This is a genomic window from Spiribacter pallidus (assembly GCF_040838495.1).
Lineage (GTDB): Bacteria > Pseudomonadota > Gammaproteobacteria > Nitrococcales > Nitrococcaceae > Spiribacter > Spiribacter pallidus.
In genome coordinates, this window is record NZ_JBAKFM010000004.1 from 182,054 (window position 1) to 206,297 (window position 24,244).

Sequence of the window (24,244 nt, forward strand, 5' to 3'; positions counted from 1 at the left end):
TGTAAGTTGCCGCCATCGAGACAACTTGCGACATCGTTCCATCATGAGCATCCGCGGCGAGAACATCCTGCTTGGCGTGAGCGGCGGCATCGCCGCCTACAAGGCACCGGATCTGGTCCGGCGGCTGCGTGATGCCGGCGCGACGGTGCGGGTGGTGCTAACCCACGGTGCTCAGGCGTTTGTCACACCGCTCACCTTCCAGGCGGTATCCCACCAGCCGGTCCACACCGATTTACTCGACGCCGACGCCGAGGCCGGCATGGGTCATCTAGAGCTCGCCCGCTGGGCGGATCGTATTGTCATCGCCCCGGCCAGCGCCGACACCATCGCGCGGCTCGCGGCCGGGCTGGCGGATGATCTTTTGACCACCCTGTGCCTGGCCACTCGGGCGCCGCTCACCCTGTGTCCGGCCATGAACCACATCATGTGGCAGGCCCCCGTCACCCAGCAGAACACCCGGCAACTGATCGAACGCGGCGCGACCGTCCTCGGGCCGATGAGCGGGCCGCTGGCCGAGGGCGAGTCCGGCCCGGGCCGTCTCATGGAGCCGGCGGACATCGTCACCGCCCTCGAACAAAGCGCCGCACCCTCGACCCGGCCATCGCCGCTGGCGGGTCAATCGGTGCTCATCACCGCCGGCCCCACCCATGAACCCATTGATCCGGTGCGATTCATTGGCAATCGCAGCAGCGGCCGGATGGGGTTTGCCATCGCCGCGGCCGCGGCCAACGTCGGCGCCCGGGTCTGTCTGATCAGCGGGCCGAGTCGCTTGCCAACCCCCGCCGGGGTCGAGCGCGTCGACGTCGAGACCGCCGAGCAGATGTACCAGGCCGTACTCGACCGCGCCCCGCAGGCCGCGGTGTTCATTGCGGCGGCCGCTGTTGCCGACTACCGGGTCGAGGCGCGGGCAATGCACAAGATCAAACGCGACAATCAACCTGACCAGCTCTCGCTGGTGCCCAACCCGGACATCCTCAAGGCCGTGGCCGGGCTGACTGACGGGCCGTTGACCGTTGGCTTTGCCGCTGAGACCGATGATGTCCTCGATAACGCCCACGACAAGCTCACTGCCAAAGGCATCGACATGATCGCCGCCAATGCGGTCGGCGAGGGCAAGGGGTTTGAGGTGGCGGACAACGCCCTGACCGTGCTCTGGCCCGGCGGGCACCGCGAGCTGGGCCACAAGGCCAAGACGCAGCTGGCCGCTGAATTGATTGATCTGGTGGGAGAACGCTTTCATGCAGCCGATTGAACTGCGCATTCTCGATGACCGACTGGGGCAGGCATTCCCGCTGCCCGACTACGCCACCGACGGATCCGCCGGCATCGATCTTCGCGCCTGTGTGGATGCCCCGCTTGCGCTCGACCCCGGCGACACCGAGCTGATCCGCTCGGGCATGGCCGTGCACATCGCCGATCCGGGCTACGCCGCGGTGGTCCTGCCCCGCTCGGGGCTCGGCCACAAACACGGCATTGTCCTGGGCAACCTGGTCGGGTTGATCGACTCGGACTATCAGGGCGAGATCATGATCTCGTGCTGGAACCGGGGTGAAAGCAGTTTTGTCATCGAACCCGGCGAGCGGATCGCCCAGCTGGTTTTCCTGCCCGTGGCCCGGCCCGCTTTCAAACAGGTCGAGGCCTTCGCTAGTAGCGAGCGGGCCGAGGGCGGCTTCGGGCACACCGGTCGTCATTGAACGCTCGAGCACAGGGAAGGGCCATGACGAGGATCGATCCATCCATCCTGCGCACCTACGACATCCGCGGCGTGGTCGACCAGACCCTGACCGAGGCCACCGCCCGGGCACTGGGTCATGCCATCGGCAGCACCGCCGCCGAAGCCGGGCAGTCCACACTGGTGGTGGGCTATGACGGCCGGGCCTCGAGTCCGCGCCTGGCGGCCGCACTGCGGGCCGGGTTAACCGCCGCCGGACGGACGGTCATCGACATCGGCGAGGTGCCGACACCGGTGATGTATTTCGCCACCTATCACCTGGCCACCGGCGCCGGCGTTGCCGTGACCGGCAGCCACAACCCGGCGGAGTACAACGGGCTTAAAACCATGCTCGATGGCCGGCCGCTGTGGGGCGAGGCCATTCAGGCGCTGGGCGCGCGGCTGGAGGCCGGTGATCTGGTCCACGGCGAGGGCAGCGAGACGCGCGTCGACGTCCTGCCGGCCTATCAGGCGCGGATCACCGATGACATCCAACTGGCCCGCCGGCTCAAAGTCGCGGTGGACTGCGGCAATGGCGTGGCGGGGGCGATCGCCCCGGCGATCCTCGCAGCGCTGGGGGCCGATGTAATCCCGCTTTTCTGCGAAGTGGACGGGCGTTTTCCCAACCATCATCCAGACCCCACCGTGCCGGAAAACCTCAACGATCTCATCGAGGCGGTGGACAGCGAAGGCGCCGATCTGGGACTGGCCTTCGATGGCGATGGCGACCGCCTGGGGGTGGTGGATGAAACCGGCCATATCATCTGGGCCGACCGGCAGATGATGCTCTACGCCGGCGATATCCTAAAGCGGCAGCCGTCGGCGGATATCGTTTTCGATGTCAAATGCAGTGGCACCCTGGCCGAGACCATCAGCGCCGCCGGCGGCACACCGGTGATGTGGAAAACCGGCCATTCGCTGATCAAAGAAAAACTGCGCGAGACCGGCGCACCGCTGGCCGGTGAGATGAGCGGTCATCTTTTTTTCAACGATCGCTGGTACGGCTTTGATGATGGCATCTATGCCGCCGCCCGTCTGCTGGAAATCCTCGCCGCCGACGGCCGGGCGGCGAGCAGGGTGTTCGGCGAGCTGCCCGAGCCGGTCAGCACCCCCGAGATCCGGCTCGATCTCAGCGAGGGGCAACCCCATCGGTTGATCTCGGCGTTACTCGACAAGGCCCAGGGCTTTGACAATGCCCGGGTAACCACCATCGATGGGCTGCGGGTGGATTTTGACAACGGCTGGGGGTTGGTGCGCGCCTCCAACACCCAACCCTGCCTGGTCATGCGCTTCGAGGGTCACGATCAATCGGCGCTCGAGTCGATTCGGCGGCGCTTCGAGGCGCTAATACACGACGCCGGCCAGGAAGTTGGCATCGCGATTTGATCCGGATCAAGGAAGCCTTCGGTTCCGCTACCACCCGATAAACGACGGTCCTATCCTCGGGGTCAATCACTTCCACTGAGGAGCTTGACCCATGAAAGCCGTCCACTCACTCACCGCCGCCGCCCTGCTCGGACTTGGCAGTGGGGCCGTCGCCGCCGAGGACGCGATGCTCGAGCGGGCCCAGATGCTCTTTGAGCCCATCCCGCAGAGTGCCGCCGATCATATCGGCGATCGCAACCCGATCACCCCCGAGAAGGTCGAGCTTGGCAAGATGCTGTTCTTTGACCCGCGGCTTTCGGCGAGTCAGACCATCAGCTGCAACACCTGCCATAACGTGGGGATGGGCGGTGATGACAACATCCCGAGCTCGGTCGGCCACGACTGGCAGCGCGGGCCCCGCAACTCGCCGACCATCTTCAACGCGGTGTTCAACGTCGCCCAGTTCTGGGACGGTCGGGCCGAGGACCTGACCGAGCAGGCCAAGGGCCCGATCCAGGCGGGTGTCGAGATGAACAACACCCCCAGCAACCTCGAAGCCACGCTCAACAGCATCGATGAATACGTGGGTGCCTTCGAGGCGGCCTTCCCCGAGTCGGAGAACGCGGTGAGCTTTGATAACACCGCCAAGGCGCTGGAGGTGTACCAGGCCACGCTGATCACCCCGGACTCGCCCTTTGACCAGTACCTCAAAGGCGATACCGATGCGCTGACCGACCAGCAGCTGGCCGGGCTGGATGCGTTTATGAACAAAGGCTGTGTGGCCTGTCACAACGGCGTCAACGTCGGCGGTCAGGGCTACTACCCCTTTGGCGTGATCAACCGCCCCGGTGCGGACATCCTGCCCGAGGCGGACCGGGGCCGGGCCCAGGTCACCGAGACGGCAGCGGATGAGTACGTCTTCCGGTCTCCGTCGCTGCGCAACGTCGAGCTGACCGCACCCTACTTCCACTCAGGCAACGTCTGGAGCCTGCGCGAGGCGGTGTCGATCATGAACGACGCCCAGCTCAACAGCCTGCTCACCGAAGAGGACGTGGACAACGTCACGGCCTTCCTCCGGTCGCTGACCGGCAAGCAGCCCGAGGTGGAGTATCCGGTGCTGCCGATCAGCACGGACGAGACCCCGATGCCGGATATCCCGGACTATCCGCGGCCGACCGGCGCCGAGGGCTGACGCCACACGCAGCGCTTGCGCCCCGGCGCGCGGGGCGCGACCATAAAGACCGCATCTTCGGGTGCGGTCTTTTTATTTGGGCCACGACAACAGCAAGAACCCCATCATGACTGCCGAGCGCACCCCACCCAGCCAGGTCGCCCATGTCCTCACCGAGGCATTGCCCTACATCCGCCGGTTCCACGGCCGCACGGTGGTGGTCAAGTATGGCGGCAACGCCATGGTCGATGACGAGCTAAAGCGCGGCTTTGCCCGGGATGTGGTGTTAATGAAGCTAGTGGGCATCAACCCGGTGGTGGTCCACGGCGGGGGCCCGCAGATCGGCAATGTGCTCGATCGCATTGGCAAGGAAAGCGAATTCGTCCAGGGCATGCGTGTCACCGATGCCGAGACCATGGATGTGGTCGAGATGGTCCTGGGCGGACTGGTCAACAAAGAGATTGTCAGTCTGATCAACACCCAGGGCGGCCGGGCCGTGGGGCTGAGCGGCAAGGACGGCGGGCTGATCAAGGCACGCCGCCTGCAGCTGACCCGGCCCGGGCCGGCCGAACAGGCGCCGGAGATCATCGATATCGGACACGTCGGAGAGGTCACCGGGGTCGATCCGGCCTTGATGTCGCTGCTCGATGGCGCCGATTTCATTCCGGTGGTCGCGCCCATCGGCGTGGATGAAGAGGGGGTGTCCTACAACATCAACGCCGACCTGGTGGCCGGCCATCTGGCCCAGACCCTGGGGGCGGAGAAGCTCATCCTCATGACCAACACCCCGGGGCTGCTGGATGGCGACGGACAACTGCTCACCGGACTCGACGCCGGCCGGGTCCAGCAGCTCATCGACGACGGGACCATCCACGGCGGGATGCTGCCCAAGGTGAGCTGCGCGCTCGAGGCGGTCACCCACGGCGCCGGTGCGGCCACCATCATCGATGGCCGGGTGCCGCATGCCGTTTTGCTGGAGCTTTTCACCGACAGTGGCGTGGGAACACTAATCCACGGAGCCGCCGCGGGCGGCTAGGCGCCATACCGGTCGCGATAGGCCTGCATGGCGGCAAGACGCTCCGCCCCGTCCGGGCGATCGGCCAGGTAAGCCATCAGCGTCTCGAGCGTGAGAATGGCGACAACCGGGACGCCATGGCGCTCGGCCACCTCCTGGGTCGCAGAGGACGCCCCATCGCCGCGCTCCTGCCGGTCGAGGGCCACCAGCACACCGGCAAGCCGGGCACCGGCAGCCTCGATCAGCTGGACACTCTCGGCAACGGATGTCCCGGCCGAGATCACATCGTCGACCACCAGCACCCGGCCGGCCAGCGGGGCACCCACCACCACACCGCCTTCGCCGTGGTCTTTGGCCTCTTTACGGTTGAATGCCCAGGGACAGTCGACCCCTTGCTCCGAGGCCAGCGCGACGGCCGCCGCCGAAACCAGTGGGATGCCCTTGTAAGCCGGCCCGAAGAGCATGTCGAAGCCCAACCCGGCGTCCATGGCGCGCCGGGCATACGCCGAGCCCAGGCGTTGCAGCGCCTCGCCGGTGTTGAATAACCCGGTGTTGAAAAAATAGGGACTGCGCCGACCCGACTTGAGGGTGAATTCGCCAAAGCGCAGCACCTGGCGGTCGAGTGCAAATTCAATAAGCGCTCGCTGGTAATCCTCCATCTTGCTACCCCGTGTTGCGCATGCCGGCAGCGATGCCGTTGATGCAGATCATCAGCGCCTCGCGCAGATCCTCCTCGTGCCCATTTCGGACCCGGTCGAGCAACTCCACCTGCAACAGGTTGAGCGGATCCACATACGGGTTGCGAACTCCCACCGAGCGCTGCACCACCGGCGCCTCATCCAGCGGATTGTCATGACCGCTCACCCCGAGCACCGAGGTCCGGGTCTCGGCCAGCCGCTCGCGCAGCGTCTCACCCAGGCCGCGCAGCTCATCCGGGACAAGCCGCAGGTCATACCAGGCCGCCACCGCCGGATCGCTTTTTGCCAGCACCATCTCGAGCATATCGATAAAGGCGCGAAAAAACGGCCAGGCCTGGTACATATGCCTTAGCTGCGACTCGCGGCCGCCGGCAAGCCCCTCGGCCAGCGCACTGCCGGCACCGAGCCAGGCGGGCAGCAAAAGCCGGGTCTGGGTCCAGGAGAAGATCCATGGAATGGCACGCAGGCTCTCCACCCCGATGGTGGGCTTGCGTCGGGCCGGCCGGCTGCCGATGGCCAGGTGGCTGATCTCGTGCTCCGGCGTGGCGTGGCGAAAATAATCGATGAACGCCGGGGTCTCGCGGACCATGGCACGGTAGTCGCGGCAGGAGCGCTCGGCTAACTCATCCATCACCGCCCGCCACTCATCCTCGGGCGGTGCGGGGGGCGCCAGGGTGGCCTCGGCCACGGCGGTGGTATAGAGCTCGAGGTTGCGCTCGGCGATGCCCGGCAGCCCGAACTTGGCCTGGATCATCTCGCCCTGCTCGGTGACCCGCAACCGCCCGGCGGCCGAGCCCGGTGGCTGCGAGAGGATCGCGGCGTGGGTGGGGCCGCCGCCGCGGCCAATGGATCCACCCCGCCCATGGAAGAGGGTGAGCTGGATGTCATGCCTGCGCGCGGTCTGCACCAGCTGCTCCTGGGTCTGATAGAGCGCCCAGGTGGCGGTGAGGTGGCTGGCATCCTTGGCCGAGTCGGAGTAGCCGATCATGATCTCCTGCTCGCCGGCGATATGCGCCCGGTACCAGGGGATCGCCAGCAAAGCCTCCAGACACGACTGAGCGCCGTTGAGATCGTCCAGCGTTTCAAAAAGCGGCACAACCCGCAGCGGGGTTTTAACGCCGGCTTCCTTTTGCAGCAGCTTAACCGCCAGGATATCCGAGGGCTTGGAGGCCATCGAAATCACATAGGCGCCCAGCGAGTCGGCCCCCATTTCGGCGATGACCGAGAAGGTATCCAGCACCTCGGCGACGGCCTCATCACCGGCGAAGTCACGGGGGATCAGCGGCCGGCGGTTATCCAGCTCACGGATCAGAAAGCGTTGACGCTCGGCCTCGTCCCAGGCGCTGTAACTGCCAATCCCCAAAGCCTGGGTGATGGCGTCGAGCACCTCGGTATGTCGGGTGGACTCCTGGCGGATATCCACGCGCATCAGGGTTAAGCCGAATACCGAAAGCCGGCGTAACAGGTCCTTGAGCCGGCCTTCGGCCACGACACCCCCGCCACTTTGCTGCAGCGATCGATAGCAGATCATCAATGGCTCGGCTAGCTCGGCGGTCCGCCAGTAGATGGGCGCATCCGAGGGGCGTCGGCCGGCGAGCCGGGCGTCGATCCAGGCCCGGGTGGCGTGCAGTCGGTCACGGACCTGCTTGAGCGCGGCACGGTAGGGCTCCCAGGCGTTGCCGACCCAGTCGCGCAGCGCCGCACTGGCGCACTGCAGCGAGAGCTCTTCGATGAGCTGGTTGATCTCGCGTTCGTAGAGCTCGACGGCCTTCCAGCGGTTGAGCAGGCAGACCTCGCGGGTCACCTCGGCCGTCACCCGGGGGTTGCCATCGCGATCACCACCCATCCATGAGCCAAAGTGGATGGGGGCGGCATCCAGCGACAGGGGCTCGCCGGTGCGGCGCTGCAGGATACGGTCCAGGCGTCTTAGATAATGCGGGATGACATCCCAGAGGGTCTGCTCGATAACGGCCAGGCCCCAGCGCGCCTCGTCCTGCGGGTCCGGCCGTCGGCGGCGGATTTCGTCGGTCTGCCAGGCGGCGGTGATCTCGCGCTTGAGTGACTGATGGACCTCTTCGATTTCCTCGGGGGTGGGGTCGAGCCGATCACCCTGGCCCAGCAGCTCGGCGATGCGGTTGTACTTTTGCAGCAGCGAACGCCGCATCACCTCGGTGGGGTGGGCGGTGAGGACCAGTTCGATATCCAGCTGGCTGACCGTCTCGTGGAGCGCCGCCGGCTCGACCCCATCGAGCATGCGGTTGAAAAACTCCTCGAGCGAGCCGCGCAGCGGACCGGTCTCCGGGTCACGAACCCAAGCGCGGCTGCGACGCACCCGATGATGCTGCTCGGCGATATTGGCCAGGTTGAGAAACTGCGAGAACGCCCGGACCACCGGGATGATGAGCTCATCCGGCAACTGGCCAAGGCGCGCCTCCAGGGCCCGTCCCGCCTCGGCATCGCCGGCCCGGGCCTCCTTGGCCAGGCCGCGAATCTCCTCGACGGTTTCATAAACCCCTTCGCCGGCTTGCTCATGAATCGTGCTACCAAGCAGGCCGCCCAGCTGGCGGATATCCTCACGCAACGGGGCATCGCTGCGGTTGTCGCTCATATCGCCCCCTTTACTGGACATAAAAAAGCCCGACCGGTGAAACACCGCCCGGACTCTCCCCATTGCCTGGCATTCTGGCCAACGCGCGGGGCGCGATCAAGCACGGCCGGTTGCCGCACGCCGCGGCGTCGACAGGCTTGCCCCGGTCATCGGGATGCCGGAGGATGCCGGGCATGGACGCCACCGCCCCCAAGCAGAGCTGGCGCGAGGCGCTTGCCGTCTACCGCCGTCCCACGGTGATCACCATGCTGTTGCTGGGGTTTTCGGCTGGCCTGCCCTTCATGCTGGTGTTCGCCACCCTCTCGGCCTGGTTGCGCGAGCTGGATGTCAGCCGCACCGCCATCGGCTTTTTCAGCTGGGTGGGCATCACCTACTCGATCAAGTTCATCTGGTCGCCGGTGGTCGATCGCATGCCGCTGCCAGTCCTCGGTCGTTGGCTGGGCCAGCGACGATCCTGGATTGTGCTCGGGCAACTGGGCATTGCCACTGGTCTGGTGGGCATGGCCCTGACTGACCCGCGCACCGCGTTGCTGCCGGTGGCATTACTCGCTTTGCTGGTGGCGTTTGCCTCGGCCACCCAGGATGTCGCCATCGATGCCTTTCGGATCGAATCGGACATCGACCGCTACCAGGGGGCGCTGGCGGCGACCTACCAGATGGGCTACCGCATGGCGATTCTCGCCTCGTATACCGGCGCGCTGTATCTAACCGATCTTGGCAGCTGGACCATCGCCTATCTGGTGATGGCCGGTTTGATGGGCGTGGGCATGGTCACGGTGCTGCTGCGACCGGAACCGGTGGCCCGCGTCGATCGACTCACCGCCGCGCAAGAGCCGCGGGTGGTGGCCTTTGTCGATGCCCACCCGGACATGCCGGGGTGGCTGCGGCAGACGCTGGCGTGGTTGATCGGCGCGGTGGTGTGCCCACTGACCGATTTCTTTGGCCGTTTTGGCTGGCTGGCGCTCGTTGTGCTGGCGCTGGTTGCGAGCTTTCGCATCAGCGACATCGCCATGGCGAGCATGGCCAATCCGCTCTACATCGACCTTGGCTACAGCAAGGCCATGATCGCCAACATCAGCGGTGCCTATGGGCTTGCCATGACGATGATCGGCGCTGTTCTGGGCGGTGCGCTGGCAGCCCGGTATGGGTTGATGCGGCCGTTGCTTCTGGGGGCAGTGCTGGCGGCGGCCACTAACCTGCTGTTTGCCTGGATGGCCGGACAGGGCGGCGCCGCCTGGGCGCTTGTGATCACCATCAGCGCCGACAACCTCTCGGGCGGGTTGGCCGGCTCGGTGTTCATCGCCTGGCTGTCGAGTCTGACCAACACCGCCTATACGGCAACGCAATATGCGCTTTTCAGCTCGCTCATGACCCTGCCCGGCAAGTTTCTGAGTGGTTTTGGCGGGATCGTGGTGGATGCGCTGGGCTACCCGAGCTTTTTTGTCATCTCGGCGGTGCTCGGGCTGCCGGCCATTCTGTTGATCGTGTTTTTGATGCGGCGTGCCACAAAGCCCGGGGCGGTGGACGCCGCGCCGTCCACGGATGGACAATAGGCGGACTGACCCCTAGGAGCCTGACCATGTCCGATGCCCGCCATTGCCGTTTGCTGATCCTGGGCTCCGGCCCAGCCGGCTACACCGCCGCCGTCTATGCCGCGCGCGCCAACCTCGATCCGGTCCTGGTCACCGGGCTTGAGATGGGCGGACAGCTGACCACCACCACAGACGTGGACAACTGGCCGGGGGATGTCTCGGGGCTCCAGGGCCCGGATCTGATGGAGCGCATGCGTCAGCACGCCGAGCGCTTTGGCACGGATATCGTCTTCGACCATATCCACACCGCCGAGGTCACGCAGCGACCGTTCCGACTGGTGGGCGACAGCGGCGAGTACACCGCGGATGCGCTGATCATCGCCACCGGCGCCTCGGCGATGTATCTGGGCCTGGAGTCGGAGACCCGATTCGCCGGCAAGGGCGTTTCGGCCTGCGCGACCTGCGACGGGTTTTTCTACCGCAACCAGGACGTGGCCGTGGTGGGCGGCGGCAACACCGCGATGGAAGAGGCCCTTTATCTATCCAACATCGCTCGGTCGGTCACCATCATCCACCGCCGGGATGCCTTCCGCGGCGAGAAAATCCTCCAGGATCAGGTCATGCAGCGGGCGCAGAGCGGCAACATCACCATTCGCTGGAACGCCACGCTGGATGAAGTCTTAGGCGACGAAACCGGTGTCACCGGTGCCCGGATCAAAAGCACCACCGATCAAAGCACCGAGGATCTGAGTCTGGCGGGCGTTTTCATCGCCATCGGCCATCGCCCCAATACCGAGCTCTTTACCGGCCAGCTGGATATGGCGGGCGGCTATATCCGGGTTCAAAGCGGACTCGATGGCAATGCCACCGCCACCAGCATCCCGGGGGTGTTCGCCGCCGGTGATGTCATGGACCACGTCTACCGTCAGGCCATCACCTCGGCGGGGACCGGGTGCATGGCCGCCCTGGACGCCGAAAAGTACCTCGATGCGCTGGCCGCCGAGGCGCCGGCCCCCGAGACCGCCGCCGCCTCCTGATCAAGGGATTGCCCAATGAGCGAGAAAAGCCCGAAACCCGCCCATCTGGCACTTTATGAGCAAGCGCTCTGCCCCTTCTGCCGGATGGTACGCCAGGCCACGGCCGATCTGGATCTCACCATCGAGTCACGGGATACCATGCGCGAGCCGCACCGACGTCAGGAGCTTGTCGAGGGCGGCGGCAAAGGGATGGTGCCGTGTCTGCGCATAGAATACCCGGACGGCGCAGTGGACTGGCTCTACGAGTCGGCCGATATCATTGAGTACCTGCGGCAACTGCAGGCTGATTAAAGACCGGCGTCAATCCGGCCAGTCGTAGCGGATCGTCAGCGGCGCGTGATCCGAGAAACGATCGGCGCGATGGACATCCGCTGACTGCGCAGTGGCGGCAACCCCCGGGGTCGCGACATGATAATCGATGCGCCATCCGGTGTTGTTGGCCCAGGCCTGGCCCCGGAATGACCACCAGGTGTATTCATTGGGCTGATCATTGACCTCGCGGAAGACGTCGACAAATCCGGCCTCACCGAACAGTCGGTCCATCCATTCCCGCTCGTGGGGCAGAAAACCCGAGTTCTTCTGATTGGAACGCCAGTTCTTGAGATCGCGCCAGGTATGGGCGATGTTCCAGTCGCCGCAGATCACATACTCGCGTCCGTCATTGACCATGGCCTTGAGCCGCTCGAGTAGCGGCTCGAGAAACGCATCCTTCACCCCTTGTCGGTGCGCTCCGGAGCTGCCCGAAGGCATGTAAAAAGAGATCACGCTCAGGTTGCCGAATCGCGCCTCGAGCCAGCGGCCCTCGGAATCGATCTCGGGGATGCCAATGCCCCGGTGATATTCATCCGGCTGCCGGCGGCTGTATAGCGCGACCCCGCTGTAGCCCTTTTTCTCCGCGTCGACGAACTCGGCGTGATACCCATCAGGAAAATACGGCCCACCCTCGAGCTGCCCACGCTGGGCTTTGGTCTCCTGGATGCAGAGAACATCCGGCTTCTGCGCCTCAAACCACTCGAAAAAGCCCTTGCGCTGAGCCGCCCGAATGCCATTGAGATTGGCGGTCATGATGGAAATGCTCATGGGCAGTAGGATAGCGGAACAAATAACAGGAGTCGGCATGGAACGAAGCAAAAACCTGGACGAGGTTTGTTATCCGTTCATCCACGAGTCGGGGCCACTGTGTGATTTTGAAGTGATCACCGATGAGCTCTGCGGCAACATCGGCGCGGCCATCTCCGAGATGCCATCGGCATTCCCCGACCTGCGCGATGATCTCGAGGCCTTGCAGCCCATGGCGTTTCATCTCAATGGCTCGCTACGGGGGCGGCTTGCCATCACCGAGGCGGATATCAGCTGGGCTGGCGAGCGACTTTCAGCCTATCGCCGCGAGGCCGATGGCCGCGCCAAGGGTTTTGTCCTGCCCCGTGGCGAGCTGCCCGTGCCGTTTTTGAACCTGGCCCGCTCGGGGGCTAAAAAGGCCATCCGGCAGATGGTGCGGATCGAAGAAGCCGGCGGCGAAATCCCGCCGGTGCTGCCGCGGTTTTGCAACCTGCTGTGCAACCTGTTTTTCGCGATGATCCTTGTCATCAACCAGCGTCGTGGGATCGACGAGATACCCTTTGAGTCGAAAAGCTACGGCCCCAGAACCCGCAATGGCTGAAAAACCGGGCCCTCTTTGCCATTCGATAGATGCGCTTCGATGCCGAATATCCGCGCCAGGTGCTGTGGTGTCAGCACCTGGCCGGGCGAGCCGTCGGCGGCAATCCCCTGCTCGCCGACAAGCACCAACCGGGTGCAGTAGCGGGCGGCCAACCCCAGGTCGTGGATAGAAAGGAAAACCGATCGGCCCTGTGCAGTCAGATCACAAAAGGTCTGCATGGTGCTCATCTGGTGGGCCGGATCCAGCCCGGCAATCGGCTCATCGGCCATGACAAGCGGTGTTTGTTGGGCGAGCGCGCGAGCAATCAGTGCCCGGGTGCGCTCGCCGGCGGAGAGCTTGGTGGCCGCTCGTGCCTCGAAACCCGCGAGGCCCACCTGACGCAGGGCATCGGCGACGATGCGGTGGTCCTCGGTGGTCAGTGAAGCGCGCCAGGGCCTGTGGGGCAGCCGGCCAAGGGCAACCAGCGCTTCCACCGCCACCGGCCAGGCGATATGACGATCCTGCGGCATCCAGGCAACGGCGCGGGCCCGGGCGGTCTCATCCAGTGTCGCCAGCGTGCTCTCGCCGCTTGCCGGTATCAGGCCGAGGGCGGCCCGCATGAGCGTTGTCTTGCCGGCACCATTGGGGCCGATCAGCCCCACGACTTCGCCGGCGCCGATGGCTAGGTCCGCGTGGCGGATGACCGGGCGGCCGCCCAGCGAAACCGACAGATCCCGCATCTCGAGCAGGCTCATGCCAGCGTCCTGCGGGTCTGATAGATCAAATGCAAAAAAAGCGGCGCACCGATTAACGCCGTGAGCACGCCGAGCTTGAGATCGGCCTCGGGCACGATCACCCGCACCAGAATGTCCGCCAGCAACACCATGATCGCCCCGCCCAGGGCACTCGCGGGCAACAAAGGCCCGGGCATGGCCCCGACCAACGGCCGCAGCAAATGCGGCACCACCAACCCGACAAAACCAATGGTGCCGGCCACCGCTGTGCTGGCGCCCACCACAAGGGCCGCACCCACGATCAGCCGCCGCCGGACACTCGCCACCCGCATCCCGAGGGCCTCAGCGGCATCCTCACCCAGGGTCATGGCATCCAGCGGCCGGCCAAGGCCGAGCAGCATCACCGCGCCGATCACAATGAACGGAAGCGCCAGGACAACATGTTCCATGGACCGATCGGCGAGCGAGCCCATCATCCAGAACACGATCTCACTGGTGGCGAAGGGATTGGGCGAGAGATTGAGCACCAGCGAGACCATGGCACTGGCCAGTGCCGAGATGGCGATACCCGCGAGGATCAGACTCAAGGTGCCGCCCTGGCGACCGGCGAGCAGGGTGATCAGCAGCACACCCATCAATGCACCACTCAGGGCGGCAAGCGGCAGCCCGAGCGGAAATGCGGCAGCCAGACCGGACTGGATGGCCAGCACCGCACCCAACGCGGCCGACCCGGAGATCCCGAGCAACCCGGGCTCGGCGAGGGGGTTGCGTAGATACCCCTGCATGGCGGCGCCGGCAAGGCCCAGACTGGCCCCGACCATGAAAGCCAGGATGGCCCGCGGCAGGCGAATTTCCTGCATCACCAGCGCCAGTGGTGTATCCGCCGGCGCCATCATAGCGGTGAGGCTTTCAACTGGTCCGATGGCCGCCGGGCCGATCAGCAACGAGACCGTCAAAAGCCCCAGCGATAATAGCCCCAGAGCCAACAGCAGCCGTGTCATCGCCCGCCCATCAACGTGCCGCGCAGCGCACCGATGCGCTCAACCGCGGCAAGTGCCTGGGGCGTGCCGCACACCCAGTCGCTGGTTTTAAGCTGATGGGCCCGGTCCCAGCGGGCCGCTGTCTCCAGCACCGGATGTTGGAGAATGTTTTCAGAACGCGACTTACCGTCGTGCCGACTACCGGTGATAATCACATCGGGCTCGGCCAGCACCAGCCGCTCCAGCGGCATATGTGCCCCCGTCCGCACCCCGGCGTCGCTGGCAATATTGGCAAAACCGGCGGTCCGCACGATATCGCCCAGCAGGGTCTGCTCGCCGCGGGTGTAGCCGTTGGGGAAGTAAAGCGCTGCCCGCAGGGGGCGCATGACCGGCGCTTTTAGCATGGCAAGGCGCTGGTCAAAGGCCCGGACGATCTCAGCGGCCCGACCGGGCTGCCCAAGCACCTCGCCCATGCGGGCGATGTTCTCCCGGATCGCCTCAAGCGAGTTGGCCGGGTCGAACACCACCACGGGAATGCCCAGCCGCCGGAGCATATCCACCGTCGGCCCGGCATGAAAACGTCCCGTCACCACCAGGCCGGGGTCGAGCAGATGAATCTCTTCGGCCCGGCCGTGATTGAGCGGATACTTCTCAGCCTGATCCGCCATGGCCGAGTTCAGCGGATCCGCCGCCAGCGCCGAGACCGAGATCAGCTGCTCATCATCGGCAACCAGCATCGCCAGCTGGTCGGTGCAGAGGTTCATGGACACAACGCGCTGGGGCGGCGCTTCCTCCGCTTGGGCCAGACCATGCGCTGGCGACAAGATCAGTGCCAACACCCATGCCAACAGCCCCCTCACCACGACGCCCTCACACCAACGAAGCCGGCTCGGCCGCGGGTGGCGTAACCCCAGACTTCCTTATTTTCCTCATCCGTTAAGTTTGTCACGCGCCCGGTCAGGGTCAGCCCTGGCAGAACATCAAGCTGCCCGGATAAATCGACGGTCGTGAAGCTGGGGAGCTCTTCTGTCGGACGAGGGGTTGGCTCCCAGAACTGCGTATCGTAGAGCCCACGGACGTGACGAAGATCGCCATTGATGGTGACTGGTATTTGCCGTGCCCGCCAAGTCAACCCCAGACTCAACTCATTCCGCGGCCGGCGGACTTCAATGCTCCCATCGGCATTGGTCGCATCCAGATAGGTGTAATTGCCGCGGAGATCCAGCGATGGATTGACCGCAATGCTCGCGGCCAGCTCAACACCCTCGCGATCACTCTCACCCTCATCATTTTCATAGGTGAAGGGCGCGCTGAGGTCGTCACTGGAGATTTCATTAGTGAGCGTCTCTTTGAAATAGGTCACCCCTACTGATCCGCTCAGACCAGACAGCGGTACTTCTACTCCGATGTCGAACCCCTGGTTCTCCTCTGGCTCCAGATCAGCGTTAAACGCCCTCGATGTACCGCCGGTGAATTCAAAGAAACTCGGGTTAACAATCGCGCGGCCCCCGGATGCATGCAGCCGGATATCATTAGCGAGGAAATAACTGCTCGCCACATTCCAACTGACCACATCACTGAAGGACTCATTGAAATCATGCCGTACCCCTACCTGCGCTGACCAATCATCCGCAAGCCAGCCAGTGTATTCCACCGCAACGCTGTCGGTTTGGCGATCAGGCAGGTCAGCGCCCCCCCTATCCGTCTTACGCTCGACCAACAGGCTCAATAATTGCCTGCTCTTCGCTACTGCTACCCGATCCGCCGAGTACTGCAGACGATATGACGCGACCTCGGTAACATCATCAGTAACCGTATCGCTTTGGTTCGATGTTCGGTTAAAGCTGACCCTGTGAGAAGTAATCTGATCATGCGGTCGGTACTCGATGTACCCACTACCCGCTCGCTCCAACGCTTCGGAGGACTCGGACGGATCGTCAAACACATAGTCTGACTCGTTATCGGAAGACGGGCGTCCACCGAATCCATCCGCGTTCTCGTCCAGATCGTAGGCTACGTCCGCAATGCGGTAGGTAAAGCCAGTGTCGAGGCGGCGTGTGAGGTTAAACGAGCCTTTCGTAGTTATGGACTGCCACCGTGATGAGTCACTCTCGCCCCCGTCTCCGCTGTAATCGAACCCACGGTCGTAGCGATTAGAGATATTGAGCGTAACTTGGGTTTTTGTGTCTCCATAGGCGATGTAGGCACTCTCAGCGTCACCCTCGCCAATCTCGACTGCGGCTCCCGCATTGAATCCAGTATCCGCTTGTTGGGTCACGATATTGATTACACCCGTGGACGCGTCCGTGCCGTAGGGCACGGACTGCGGACCACGCAAAATCTCAATTCGCTCGATATAGCTCGTATCTAACCCACGAAAGATATATTCACTGTCACCGGCTGCAGCCCTCACACCATCGATAAGGATGAGCGTGTGGCTACCTTCACCCCCCCGGATCCGAATCTGTCGGTTGCTGGGCGCGTCACCATTCATCGATATGCCCGGCTGCGCCTCCAGTGCCTCTTGGACCGTTGCGTAGCCGCGTTCCTCGATGTCATCTCGAGTGATTACCGTATGCGAGCGGCCATACTCGTCGGCCGCGACCGGCGAAATGCCGGCGGAGACGATGATGGGCTCAAGCTGGGTGGTTTGGGTGGTGCCGCTGCCCTGGGCAAACGTATTCGTCGAAACGCTGGCGGCGATGACCAGCGCACTGAGTGATACCGATTTGTTCATTGGTTGCTGAGGCCTTGTTGCATGGCGGGATTGCTCCCGCCGACAGACACACGTGGTCTGCGAAGGCCCTCATCGGACAGCCCACCGCAGACCGGCGACTGTCACCTCTGCGGTTGTGCCGCTTTCCTGGCGCGCCCCGCACCGGAAATGGGTGATCACCTCGGCAGGTCTCCTGGCTTGCGGGTCGTCACTTAGCCCGGCCTTCCCATCGCGCTGCGACAGTGGCGTTGGTGGGCTTCGCTCGCCGCTTACAGTTGCGGGGGCAGCCGCAGCTTTGCACTGCGTTCCCTTTTCATCCGATGCCCTGGCATCAGAACCGAAGCTGGGGAGAAGTCTGCCCAGATCACCCCGTCAGTTCAAGTCGCCTCAACGAAGGGCTGCTGACTGAACCCGCCGCAGCATCAGGTCATAGACCCCGTGCCCTTTGCGCAGTCCGCGACGCTCAAAGCGCGTCTCGGGCCGGTCTCCGGCATCTGGTGCATAGCCGCCATGGGGGTTCTCGAGCCGGGGCTCGGCATCTGTCAGCGAAAGCATCCACTCGGCGTAGTCCGACCAGTCGGTGGCCATATGCAAAAAGCCGCCGGGCTGCAGGCGATCTGCCACCTGCGCCAACCAGTCGGCCTGCACAATGCGTCGTTTGTGGTGGCGCTTTTTGGTCCAGGGGTCGGGGAAAAACAACTGCACCCCGGCCAGCGACGCCGAGGCGATGCCGTCGCGCAACAGCTCGCTGGCATCAGCAAGCATCACCCGCAGATTGCTCAGCTGCTCCGAATCGATCCGGCGCAGCAGCCGGCCAGTGCCGGAGCGATAGACCTCGACGCCCAGATAATTGCGATGCGGAAGGGCAGCGGCCATCTCGGCCAGGGCGTCACCATCGCCGAATCCGATATCGAGCACCAGCGGCGCGGGTCGCCCGAAGCAGGCGGCCAGATCGATCTGGCCGCCCGACCAGTCGATCCCGTAGCGCGGATACAGCCGGTCGAGTGCGCGCTGCTGCCCAGCAGTCAGGCGACCCTCGCGACGGACAAAACTGCGAATCGGCCGGTGTTGGGGCTGACTCACGACCCGCCTTGCCAGAACGTCCCTTCCAGCGGCGAGCTGGCCGATGCAAAGCGTCGCATGGGCATCCGGCCGGCAAGAAACGCCTCTCTTCCGGCCTCGATCCCCTTGCGCATGGCCTGCGCCATACCCACCGGGTCTTTGGCCGCTGCAATCGCGGTATTCATCAACACCCCATCGCAGCCCAGTTCCATGGCCACCGCGGCATCCGAGGCCGTGCCGACACCGGCATCGACAATGATCGGCACCCCGGCGTTTTCGATGATCGTCATCAGGTTGTAGCGATTCTGGATACCCAGCCCCGAGCCGATGGGCGAGGCAAGCGGCATGACCGCCACGCAGCCGATCTGCTCGAGGCGACGGGCGGCAATGGGGTCATCACTGGTGTAGACCATCACCTCAAAGCCGTCGGCGACCAGCTTCTCCGCCGCCTCGAGGGTGGCGGGCACATCCGGGTAGAGGGTCTTCTCGTCGCCGAGCACCTCCAGCTTGACCAGATTATGGCCATCCAGCAGCTCGCGGGCGAGCCGACAGACCCGCACCGCGTCATCGGCGGTGTAGCAGCCGGCGGTATTGGGCAGGATGGTGAACTCATCGGGCGGGATCACATCCAGCAGGTTGTCCTCGTCCGGGTCCTGACCGATGTTGGTCCGGCGGATGGCCACGGTGACGATCTCGGCACCGCTTGCACGGATCGCTCGCCCGGTCTCTGCCATGTCACGATATTTGCCGGTCCCCACCAGCAGGCGGGAGTGATACTCACGACCGGCGACGATCAACTTGTCGTTATCTGCCATTGCGTTCTCTCAGCCACCCCCGATGGCGCGGATAATCTCGACATCATCCCCATCGTGGAGGGTGGTACGGGGGTAGTCACTGCGCGGGATGACCTGTTCGTTGACCTCCACCGCAACCCGCTGGCCGTTCATCCCCAGCGCCTCAAGCAGGGCTTCGAGGGTGCTTTCAACCGCCAGCTCGCGCTGACTGCCGTTGACCGTTACGCGGATGGTCCTGGAGGTCTCAGTCATGGCTTTATTGTAACGCAGGCAGCCAGCGGCCGGGGGTCAGCGCAGGCTCTGCCGACCCGCAATCCATCCGGGGCTTGCCCGATTTGGTGAAAACCGCATACTAGAGGGGTAGTGCGGCTGTAGCTCAATGGTAGAGCGCTGCCCTCCCAAGGCAGTGATGCCGGTTCGATCCCGGTCAGCCGCTCCACTCCAGTCTAGACGGGTTGCAGGATCACCTGATCGGCTTCGACCCGGGCCAGTCGATAGGGTGCCGCGCTGCAGGCAAAACGCTGGATGATTCGTTGCGCCTCGCGTCGGGCCGATTCGGCCGGCCCCGTGATGACGATATCCCGACCCCGATATTCGACACGACAGGCGGACTGCATCGTTGCTGCCATCGGCTCATCCCAACGGTTGATCTGCGGTTTTGAGGACGCGGAGTGTGACGCCGGCGTCGGCGGGAGTAAAGCCTTTAATCTTGCACCGCATCAATGGTTGATGCGCAGTACCTGAGGCCTGATCAATGCATAAAGCCGGCGGCCGCTGGCAAGCCGCAGCCCAGCGGCGGCCTGGCGGGTGATTTCGGCCCACAGAACCGCCCCCGACCCAGCCCTCAGCCGCACATGAACGACACCTCGTGGGTAGTCATTGATCTCGTCCACCTGAACCGAGAGCGTATTGAGCAGACTCGACACCGCCGGCTGGCCGGGGACAAGGACCACATCCCGAGCCGTCAGCCGCAACCTAAGGCTTTGACCGGGCCGCACATCCAGTCCGCCCAGCCGCAAGCGCCCTGCATCGGTGGCCAGGATGGTCAGCCCCCAGTCATTGTCCCGGGCTACCACCTGGGCATCCCAGATGACGGTCGGCGCCATGTTGCCCAGCAATGACCAGTGATCCGGGTTCGAGAAGACCTCGCTGACCGATCCGGCCGCCTGAATGTTGCCGCGCTCCATCAACATCACCCGATCGGCCAACTCGAGAACCTCGTAGCGTGAATGGGTGACGTACACCACCGGGATCGAGAACCGCTCGGGGATCCCGGCGATCAGCGGCAATATCTCGCGGCGCCGGCCATAGTCGAGGGCGGCGAGGGGCTCGTCGAGCAATAGCAACGCCGGGCCGGTGAGAAGGGCCCTTGCCAGCGCCACCCGCTGGGCCTCGCCACCGGAGAGCGCCGCCGGCCACCGATCGAGCAGTCCCTCGACACCCAGTGCCGCCACCACCTCGTGCCAGTCGGGCCCGCGCCCGCGGCGGCGTTTGTACGCATAACCCAGGTTCTGCCTCACCGAAAGATGAGCGAAAAGCCGGGCATCCTGAAACACCATGCCCACCCGTCGCCGATGCGCGGGTTGCCGAACCCGGGCGGATTGCCAGACCACATCACCATGGCGGATCTGCCCGGTACAGCCCGCCTCGAATCCGGCCAGACAGCGCAGCAATGTGGTCTTGCCGCAGCCCGACCGGCCGAATACCGCTGTCACCCCGGTGGGGACAACACCTGCTGCCTTAAGGGCAAATCCATCCCGCTGCAGGGCGAGGTCGAACTCCACCGGTGGGATATTCATCGCAGCAGCACCGGATGCCGGGCGCGATTGACTGTATAGACCGCCACCAATACCACAAACGAGAAAAGCAACAGCCCGGCCGACAGGGTATGAGCGGCGCCATATTCGAGCATCTCGACATGCTCGTAGATGGCAATGGCCACCACTCGGGTCTCGCCGGGGATACTGCCACCGACCATCAACACCGCCCCGAACTCGCCCAGGGTGTGGGCAAAACCCAGCACCGCGGCGGTCAAAAACCCCCGGGCACTCTGTGGACAGGCGATGCTGAAAAACGCATCAATCGGTCTCGCCCCAAGGCTTGCCGCCGCCTCCATGGGCCCCCGCCCCACCGCGGCAAACGCATCGCGTATGGGCTGGACGACAAACGGCAGCGAGTAGAGGACCGAGGTGATCACCAGCCCGGTGAAACTAAAAGTCAGCGTCTCGCCGGTCGCCGCGACCCAGAACCGGCCAATGGGTCCCGCCGGCCCAAGGAGGATGAGCATGTAAAAGCCAAGCACCGTCGAGGGCAGCACCAGGGGCAGGGCCACCAGGGCGTCCACCGGCACCCGCCAGCGGCTGCGGCTGTTGGCAAGCCACCACGCCAGAGGCGTGCCAATGACAAGCAACACGATCACCGTCACGCTCGCCAGTTGCAGACTGATCCACACCGCCGAGAGGCTCATGGCTCGGTCACTTCGCCAGCGGCCCGGTAGCCGAACCCTTGCAGGATGGTCTGGGCCTCGGCGCTTTTGAGGAAAGTCATAAAGGCCCGGGCACCGGCCGGATTGGGGCCGTTTACAAGTCGCACCGCATCCTGCCGGATCGACTCATGCCAGCTCGGGTCAACCGCCACCCAGGCCCCACCGGGACGACCTCTGGCATGGGTATAAGAGGCGGCCACCAGGGCATGGCTGACGTTGCCGGTGGCCAGATAATGCAACGCCCGGCCCACACTCAGGCCCTCGACCAGGCGTGGTTGCAGGGCCTGCCACTGCCCAGTGGCTTGCAGCGCATCCCGGGCCGCCCGCCCGTAGGGCGCCAACCGGGGGTTGGCGATGGCAAGCCGGGTCACCGGGTGGTCCACCAGCCCGGCAAAGCCGTTATCGGGCAGCTGATGGCCGTCGCCGGCCCACAGCACCAGTCGTCCCAGGGCATAGGTAAAGACGCTGCCCTCGATGGCCAGGCCCTGTTCCAGCAACCGGGCGGGACGGGCCTGATCGGCGGCCAGAAAGACATCAAACGGCGCCCCGTTGATGATCTGCGCGTAGTGCTGACCTGTCGCACCGCTGACAATCTCAACCGGCTCACCACCGGCGGCCTCGAACGCCGAGGCGATGACCTCGACCGGCGAGAGAAAATTGGCGGCCACCGCAACACGCACCGGGTCGGCGTGGCTGACCCCGGTGGTCAGGATAAGCAGTACCGCCAGGGCAAACGCCCGCAGCCCGGATCGCAGAGGCAACAATGTAGATTCCTTGTACTCGACCTCCGTCAATGCTCGCCACACCGGGCCGTGGCGTCAATGCGCGGGGTTGGGACTAGCGCGCCGGAAAACGCCGCTCGGCGAGCAAACCGGCACCGGCCAGATGCGATTGGATATCGCGGGCACCCAGAGTCGAGAGATCGCGCGGGCATTCCTCGATGTCCATCTCGCCAACGCCGTCCATCGCCTGCCGCAGATACCCCAGCATCTGCGGCGGCGCACACAGTACATTGCGCATGCTGCGACGACGCTGCAGCTCGGCCATCACCTCGCGGGCAAAACGCCGCTCCACGGCTGCGTCGTGATCTTCCCGATGTTCGTCGTAGTCATGCCCCGCCCCGCCGGCATCGCGGTTGTGACCGGTAACCCCTTCGGTGTAGAGCGCCCCGCCCCGGGCCTGATGTGCCGGCGCGACCAGGCTGGCGATCTCGACCAGTGTCGGCCCACCCCGGGTGCCCGTGTGTTCAGGGCCGCGCAGTTCAAAGAATCGGGCGCGGGCGCCGTCGGCGACCAGTACGGTGGTGTCACTCATCGGTAGGCTCCTTCGGGGTTGGCGATTATGCTGTGGGCTATGGCTGTTGGATGCACAAGGCGGGAGACCGTTCGGTGAGTACAAACGAGTTTGCCAGCCGCGTTATCCAATGGTTCGAGCGAAACGGCCGACATGACCTGCCCTGGCAGCACCCCGCCACGCCCTACCGGGTGTGGATCTCGGAGGTGATGCTCCAGCAGACCCAGGTCACCACCGTGATCCCTTACTTCGAGCGGTTCATCGACCGCTTTCCCGATGTCCAGGCACTGGCCCGTGCGCCGTTGGATGAGGTCTTGAGCCTGTGGGCAGGACTTGGCTATTACGCCCGGGCCCGTAACCTGCACCGCTGCGCCCGGGTGCTGGTTGACGAACACCGGGGTGAATTTCCGGCCAGCCTCGAAGCGGTGATGGCGCTGCCGGGGATCGGTCGATCGACGGCAGGGGCGATCCTCTCGCTCTCCCGCGGCGAGCCCCATGCGATTCTCGATGGCAACGTCAAGCGGGTCCTGGCCCGGTATTTTGCCGTGCCCGGCTGGCCCGGTCGGGCATCGGTTGAGCGTCGGCTCTGGGCGTTGAGTGAGTCAGTGACCCCGTCCGTTCGGGCCGGCGAATTCAATCAGGCCATGATGGATCTGGGGGCGACGGTCTGCACACGACAGCCGGCCTGCCACGCCTGTCCGCTCGAGCCCGGTTGCCAGGCCCTGGCCCAGGGTGCGGTTGGCGATTACCCGGGCCGGCGCCCCCGCCGCGACAAGCCCCATCGGCAAACCACCATGCTCATCATCCAGAGCGACCGCGGCGTTCTGCTCGAGCGTCGACCGGCCACCGGCATCTGGGCGGGGCTCTGGAGCCTGCCCGAGACCGATGACCGACCCGCCCGATGGGCCGCCAAGCGGCTGGGACTGACCCTCGAGGCAACCCGCGCCGGTGAAGCGATCCACCATCAATTCACCCACTTCAGCCTGGCCATCGCGCCGGTCTACTGCCGAGTCGCAGGCGCCGTGGCACTGCGGGACGACCGACACCTCTGGTATAACCCGGGAGTGGACGAGCCACCGGGGATGCCTGCCCCGGTGCAACGCCTGCTGAAAACACTGGAGCCCACGCCATGAGCGAAACCGTTCACTGCGTCAAAACCGGCCGCGAAGGCCCGAAACTCAAGCGCCAGCCCTACCCGGGCGAGCTGGGCGAGCGCATCCTCGAGCATGTCAGCCAGGAGGGCTGGCAGATGTGGCTTGGCCACCAGACCATGCTGATCAACGAATACCGCCTCTCGCCCATGGACCCCAAGGCCCGTGCGTTCCTCGAGCAGGAAATGGAAAAGTTCTTCTTTGGCGAGGGCTCGGCACCGCCACCGGACTACCAGCCGGAGTAGATACAAGC

26 protein-coding genes, 1 tRNA gene and 1 riboswitch are annotated in these 24,244 nt (G+C 64.7%); of the genes, 12 read left to right on the top strand and 15 right to left on the bottom strand.

Features of this window, described 5'->3' with window-relative positions:
• Positions 1-43: 43 nt before the first annotated feature.
• The 5 genes from coaBC to argB all read left to right on the top strand — a co-directional run bounded on the left by coaBC (position 44) and on the right by argB (position 5,283).
• Positions 44-1,252 carry a bifunctional phosphopantothenoylcysteine decarboxylase/phosphopantothenate--cysteine ligase CoaBC gene (gene coaBC, locus V6X73_RS08865; RefSeq protein ID WP_367959562.1) on the top strand — a complete coding sequence of 403 codons (1,209 nt, stop codon included), beginning with the start codon at positions 44-46 and terminating at the stop codon, positions 1,250-1,252.
• The gene (dut, locus tag V6X73_RS08870) at positions 1,239-1,694 is read left to right on the top strand and encodes a dUTP diphosphatase (RefSeq protein ID WP_367959564.1); all 456 of its coding nucleotides are present in this window, start codon (positions 1,239-1,241) and stop codon (positions 1,692-1,694) included. The genes coaBC and dut overlap by 14 nt, the downstream gene beginning before the upstream one ends.
• 23 nt (positions 1,695-1,717) lie before the next feature.
• A complete protein-coding gene (locus tag V6X73_RS08875) occupies positions 1,718-3,097 on the top strand; it encodes a phosphomannomutase/phosphoglucomutase (RefSeq protein ID WP_367959565.1) in 1,380 nt (459 codons plus the stop codon).
• A 91-nt stretch (positions 3,098-3,188) separates the two neighbouring features.
• Complete coding sequence (locus V6X73_RS08880) at positions 3,189-4,268, top strand: cytochrome-c peroxidase (RefSeq protein ID WP_367959566.1); 1,080 nt, start codon at positions 3,189-3,191, stop codon at positions 4,266-4,268.
• Between the two features lie 106 nt (positions 4,269-4,374).
• Positions 4,375-5,283 (top strand): acetylglutamate kinase, encoded by a 909-nt coding sequence (gene argB / locus V6X73_RS08885; RefSeq protein WP_367959567.1) that lies wholly within the window; start codon positions 4,375-4,377, stop codon positions 5,281-5,283.
• Here the strand turns inward: argB and pyrE are convergent.
• Positions 5,280-5,921, bottom strand: a complete 642-nt coding sequence (gene pyrE, locus V6X73_RS08890) for an orotate phosphoribosyltransferase (protein ID WP_367959568.1) — start codon at positions 5,919-5,921, stop codon at positions 5,280-5,282. The genes argB and pyrE overlap by 4 nt on opposite strands.
• Positions 5,922-5,925: 4 nt before the next feature.
• Positions 5,926-8,568, bottom strand: a complete 2,643-nt coding sequence (gene ppc / locus V6X73_RS08895; protein ID WP_367959569.1) for a phosphoenolpyruvate carboxylase — start codon at positions 8,566-8,568, stop codon at positions 5,926-5,928.
• Between the two features lie 164 nt (positions 8,569-8,732).
• Here ppc and V6X73_RS08900 point away from each other — a divergent pair, with 164 nt between their 5' ends.
• Genes V6X73_RS08900 through V6X73_RS08910 form a run of 3 tightly spaced genes read left to right on the top strand, consistent with a single transcriptional unit; the run spans position 8,733 to position 11,428 of the window.
• Entirely contained in the window at positions 8,733-10,121 is a 1,389-nt protein-coding gene (locus tag V6X73_RS08900) for an AmpG family muropeptide MFS transporter (protein WP_407810754.1), read from the top strand.
• Positions 10,122-10,147: 26 nt separating this feature from the next.
• Complete coding sequence (trxB, locus tag V6X73_RS08905) at positions 10,148-11,137, top strand: thioredoxin-disulfide reductase (RefSeq protein ID WP_367959572.1); 990 nt, start codon at positions 10,148-10,150, stop codon at positions 11,135-11,137.
• A 15-nt stretch (positions 11,138-11,152) separates the two neighbouring features.
• Complete coding sequence (locus V6X73_RS08910) at positions 11,153-11,428, top strand: glutathione S-transferase N-terminal domain-containing protein (protein ID WP_367959574.1); 276 nt, start codon at positions 11,153-11,155, stop codon at positions 11,426-11,428.
• A 9-nt stretch (positions 11,429-11,437) separates the two neighbouring features.
• Here V6X73_RS08910 and V6X73_RS08915 read toward each other — a convergent pair whose 3' ends face one another.
• Positions 11,438-12,217 carry an exodeoxyribonuclease III gene (locus V6X73_RS08915; protein ID WP_367959576.1) on the bottom strand — a complete coding sequence of 260 codons (780 nt, stop codon included), beginning with the start codon at positions 12,215-12,217 and terminating at the stop codon, positions 11,438-11,440.
• Positions 12,218-12,254: 37 nt separating this feature from the next.
• Between V6X73_RS08915 and V6X73_RS08920 the strand changes: the two genes are divergently transcribed.
• Complete coding sequence (locus V6X73_RS08920; protein WP_367959577.1) at positions 12,255-12,797, top strand: hypothetical protein; 543 nt, start codon at positions 12,255-12,257, stop codon at positions 12,795-12,797.
• On the opposite strand, the gene V6X73_RS08925 is transcribed toward V6X73_RS08920, so the two are convergent.
• The 7 genes from V6X73_RS08925 to thiS all read right to left on the bottom strand — a co-directional run bounded on the left by V6X73_RS08925 (position 12,770) and on the right by thiS (position 19,314).
• Positions 12,770-13,531, bottom strand: coding sequence for an ABC transporter ATP-binding protein (locus V6X73_RS08925; RefSeq protein ID WP_367959579.1), 762 nt, complete (start codon positions 13,529-13,531; stop codon positions 12,770-12,772). The genes V6X73_RS08920 and V6X73_RS08925 overlap by 28 nt on opposite strands.
• Positions 13,528-14,511, bottom strand: a complete 984-nt coding sequence (locus V6X73_RS08930) for a FecCD family ABC transporter permease (protein ID WP_367959580.1) — start codon at positions 14,509-14,511, stop codon at positions 13,528-13,530. Before V6X73_RS08930 ends, V6X73_RS08925 begins: the two co-directional genes overlap by 4 nt.
• The gene (locus tag V6X73_RS08935; RefSeq protein ID WP_367959581.1) at positions 14,508-15,329 is read right to left on the bottom strand and encodes an ABC transporter substrate-binding protein; all 822 of its coding nucleotides are present in this window, start codon (positions 15,327-15,329) and stop codon (positions 14,508-14,510) included. The genes V6X73_RS08930 and V6X73_RS08935 overlap by 4 nt, the downstream gene beginning before the upstream one ends.
• 17 nt (positions 15,330-15,346) lie before the next feature.
• Positions 15,347-17,227 (bottom strand): TonB-dependent receptor plug domain-containing protein, encoded by a 1,881-nt coding sequence (locus V6X73_RS08940; protein WP_367959582.1) that lies wholly within the window; start codon positions 17,225-17,227, stop codon positions 15,347-15,349.
• A gap of 145 nt (positions 17,228-17,372) precedes the next feature.
• Positions 17,373-17,563: riboswitch (cobalamin riboswitch) on the bottom strand.
• Positions 17,564-17,593: 30 nt separating this feature from the next.
• The gene (gene trmB, locus V6X73_RS08945; RefSeq protein ID WP_367959583.1) at positions 17,594-18,289 is read right to left on the bottom strand and encodes a tRNA (guanosine(46)-N7)-methyltransferase TrmB; all 696 of its coding nucleotides are present in this window, start codon (positions 18,287-18,289) and stop codon (positions 17,594-17,596) included.
• A complete protein-coding gene (locus V6X73_RS08950; protein ID WP_367959584.1) occupies positions 18,286-19,083 on the bottom strand; it encodes a thiazole synthase in 798 nt (265 codons plus the stop codon). The genes trmB and V6X73_RS08950 overlap by 4 nt, the downstream gene beginning before the upstream one ends.
• 9 nt (positions 19,084-19,092) lie before the next feature.
• Entirely contained in the window at positions 19,093-19,314 is a 222-nt protein-coding gene (gene thiS, locus V6X73_RS08955; RefSeq protein WP_367959585.1) for a sulfur carrier protein ThiS, read from the bottom strand.
• Positions 19,315-19,427: 113 nt separating this feature from the next.
• On the opposite strand from thiS, the gene V6X73_RS08960 reads away from it, so the two are divergent.
• Positions 19,428-19,501 (top strand) — tRNA-Gly (locus tag V6X73_RS08960).
• Positions 19,502-19,508: 7 nt separating this feature from the next.
• Here the strand turns inward: V6X73_RS08960 and V6X73_RS08965 are convergent.
• The 5 genes from V6X73_RS08965 to V6X73_RS08985 form a co-directional block, all read right to left on the bottom strand.
• A complete protein-coding gene (locus V6X73_RS08965; RefSeq protein ID WP_367959586.1) occupies positions 19,509-19,691 on the bottom strand; it encodes a hypothetical protein in 183 nt (60 codons plus the stop codon).
• A gap of 90 nt (positions 19,692-19,781) precedes the next feature.
• Entirely contained in the window at positions 19,782-20,861 is a 1,080-nt protein-coding gene (modC, locus tag V6X73_RS08970; protein WP_367959588.1) for a molybdenum ABC transporter ATP-binding protein, read from the bottom strand.
• Positions 20,858-21,529: a molybdate ABC transporter permease subunit gene (gene modB, locus V6X73_RS08975; protein WP_367959589.1), complete on the bottom strand. Its 672-nt coding sequence runs from the start codon at positions 21,527-21,529 to the stop codon at positions 20,858-20,860. Before modB ends, modC begins: the two co-directional genes overlap by 4 nt.
• A complete protein-coding gene (modA, locus tag V6X73_RS08980; protein WP_367991097.1) occupies positions 21,526-22,308 on the bottom strand; it encodes a molybdate ABC transporter substrate-binding protein in 783 nt (260 codons plus the stop codon). Before modA ends, modB begins: the two co-directional genes overlap by 4 nt.
• A gap of 76 nt (positions 22,309-22,384) precedes the next feature.
• On the bottom strand, positions 22,385-22,861 hold the full coding sequence (locus V6X73_RS08985; RefSeq protein ID WP_367959592.1) for a host attachment protein: 477 nt from the start codon (positions 22,859-22,861) through the stop codon (positions 22,385-22,387).
• A 74-nt stretch (positions 22,862-22,935) separates the two neighbouring features.
• Here V6X73_RS08985 and mutY point away from each other — a divergent pair, with 74 nt between their 5' ends.
• Together mutY and V6X73_RS08995 are read left to right on the top strand one after the other, a co-directional pair.
• A complete protein-coding gene (gene mutY / locus V6X73_RS08990) occupies positions 22,936-23,973 on the top strand; it encodes an A/G-specific adenine glycosylase (protein ID WP_367959594.1) in 1,038 nt (345 codons plus the stop codon).
• A complete protein-coding gene (locus V6X73_RS08995) occupies positions 23,970-24,236 on the top strand; it encodes an oxidative damage protection protein (RefSeq protein ID WP_367959595.1) in 267 nt (88 codons plus the stop codon). Before mutY ends, V6X73_RS08995 begins: the two co-directional genes overlap by 4 nt.
• Positions 24,237-24,244 lie beyond the last annotated feature (8 nt).

Bases quoted from the DNA above. Each gene is read 5' to 3' on its own strand.
- coaBC (WP_367959562.1), top strand. From the start codon at position 44: ATGAGCATCCGCGGCGAGAACATCCTGCTTGGCGTGAGCGGCGGCATC.
- argB (WP_367959567.1), top strand. From the start codon at position 4,375: ATGACTGCCGAGCGCACCCCACCCAGCCAGGTCGCCCATGTCCTCACC.
- V6X73_RS08965 (WP_367959586.1), bottom strand. From the start codon at position 19,691: ATGGCAGCAACGATGCAGTCCGCCTGTCGTGTCGAATATCGGGGTCGG.
- V6X73_RS08910 (WP_367959574.1), top strand. From the start codon at position 11,153: ATGAGCGAGAAAAGCCCGAAACCCGCCCATCTGGCACTTTATGAGCAA.
- modC (WP_367959588.1), bottom strand. From the start codon at position 20,861: ATGAATATCCCACCGGTGGAGTTCGACCTCGCCCTGCAGCGGGATGGA.
- V6X73_RS08900 (WP_407810754.1), top strand. From the start codon at position 8,733: ATGCCGGGCATGGACGCCACCGCCCCCAAGCAGAGCTGGCGCGAGGCG.
- V6X73_RS08930 (WP_367959580.1), bottom strand. From the start codon at position 14,511: ATGACACGGCTGCTGTTGGCTCTGGGGCTATTATCGCTGGGGCTTTTG.
- V6X73_RS08940 (WP_367959582.1), bottom strand. From the start codon at position 17,227: ATGAACAAATCGGTATCACTCAGTGCGCTGGTCATCGCCGCCAGCGTT.
- V6X73_RS08925 (WP_367959579.1), bottom strand. From the start codon at position 13,531: ATGAGCCTGCTCGAGATGCGGGATCTGTCGGTTTCGCTGGGCGGCCGC.
- V6X73_RS08875 (WP_367959565.1), top strand. From the start codon at position 1,718: ATGACGAGGATCGATCCATCCATCCTGCGCACCTACGACATCCGCGGC.
- trxB (WP_367959572.1), top strand. From the start codon at position 10,148: ATGTCCGATGCCCGCCATTGCCGTTTGCTGATCCTGGGCTCCGGCCCA.
- V6X73_RS08920 (WP_367959577.1), top strand. From the start codon at position 12,255: ATGGAACGAAGCAAAAACCTGGACGAGGTTTGTTATCCGTTCATCCAC.
- V6X73_RS08880 (WP_367959566.1), top strand. From the start codon at position 3,189: ATGAAAGCCGTCCACTCACTCACCGCCGCCGCCCTGCTCGGACTTGGC.
- V6X73_RS08985 (WP_367959592.1), bottom strand. From the start codon at position 22,861: ATGAGTGACACCACCGTACTGGTCGCCGACGGCGCCCGCGCCCGATTC.
- thiS (WP_367959585.1), bottom strand. From the start codon at position 19,314: ATGACTGAGACCTCCAGGACCATCCGCGTAACGGTCAACGGCAGTCAG.
- V6X73_RS08915 (WP_367959576.1), bottom strand. From the start codon at position 12,217: ATGAGCATTTCCATCATGACCGCCAATCTCAATGGCATTCGGGCGGCT.
- modB (WP_367959589.1), bottom strand. From the start codon at position 21,529: ATGAGCCTCTCGGCGGTGTGGATCAGTCTGCAACTGGCGAGCGTGACG.
- ppc (WP_367959569.1), bottom strand. From the start codon at position 8,568: ATGAGCGACAACCGCAGCGATGCCCCGTTGCGTGAGGATATCCGCCAG.
- V6X73_RS08950 (WP_367959584.1), bottom strand. From the start codon at position 19,083: ATGGCAGATAACGACAAGTTGATCGTCGCCGGTCGTGAGTATCACTCC.
- pyrE (WP_367959568.1), bottom strand. From the start codon at position 5,921: ATGGAGGATTACCAGCGAGCGCTTATTGAATTTGCACTCGACCGCCAG.
- dut (WP_367959564.1), top strand. From the start codon at position 1,239: ATGCAGCCGATTGAACTGCGCATTCTCGATGACCGACTGGGGCAGGCA.
- V6X73_RS08995 (WP_367959595.1), top strand. From the start codon at position 23,970: ATGAGCGAAACCGTTCACTGCGTCAAAACCGGCCGCGAAGGCCCGAAA.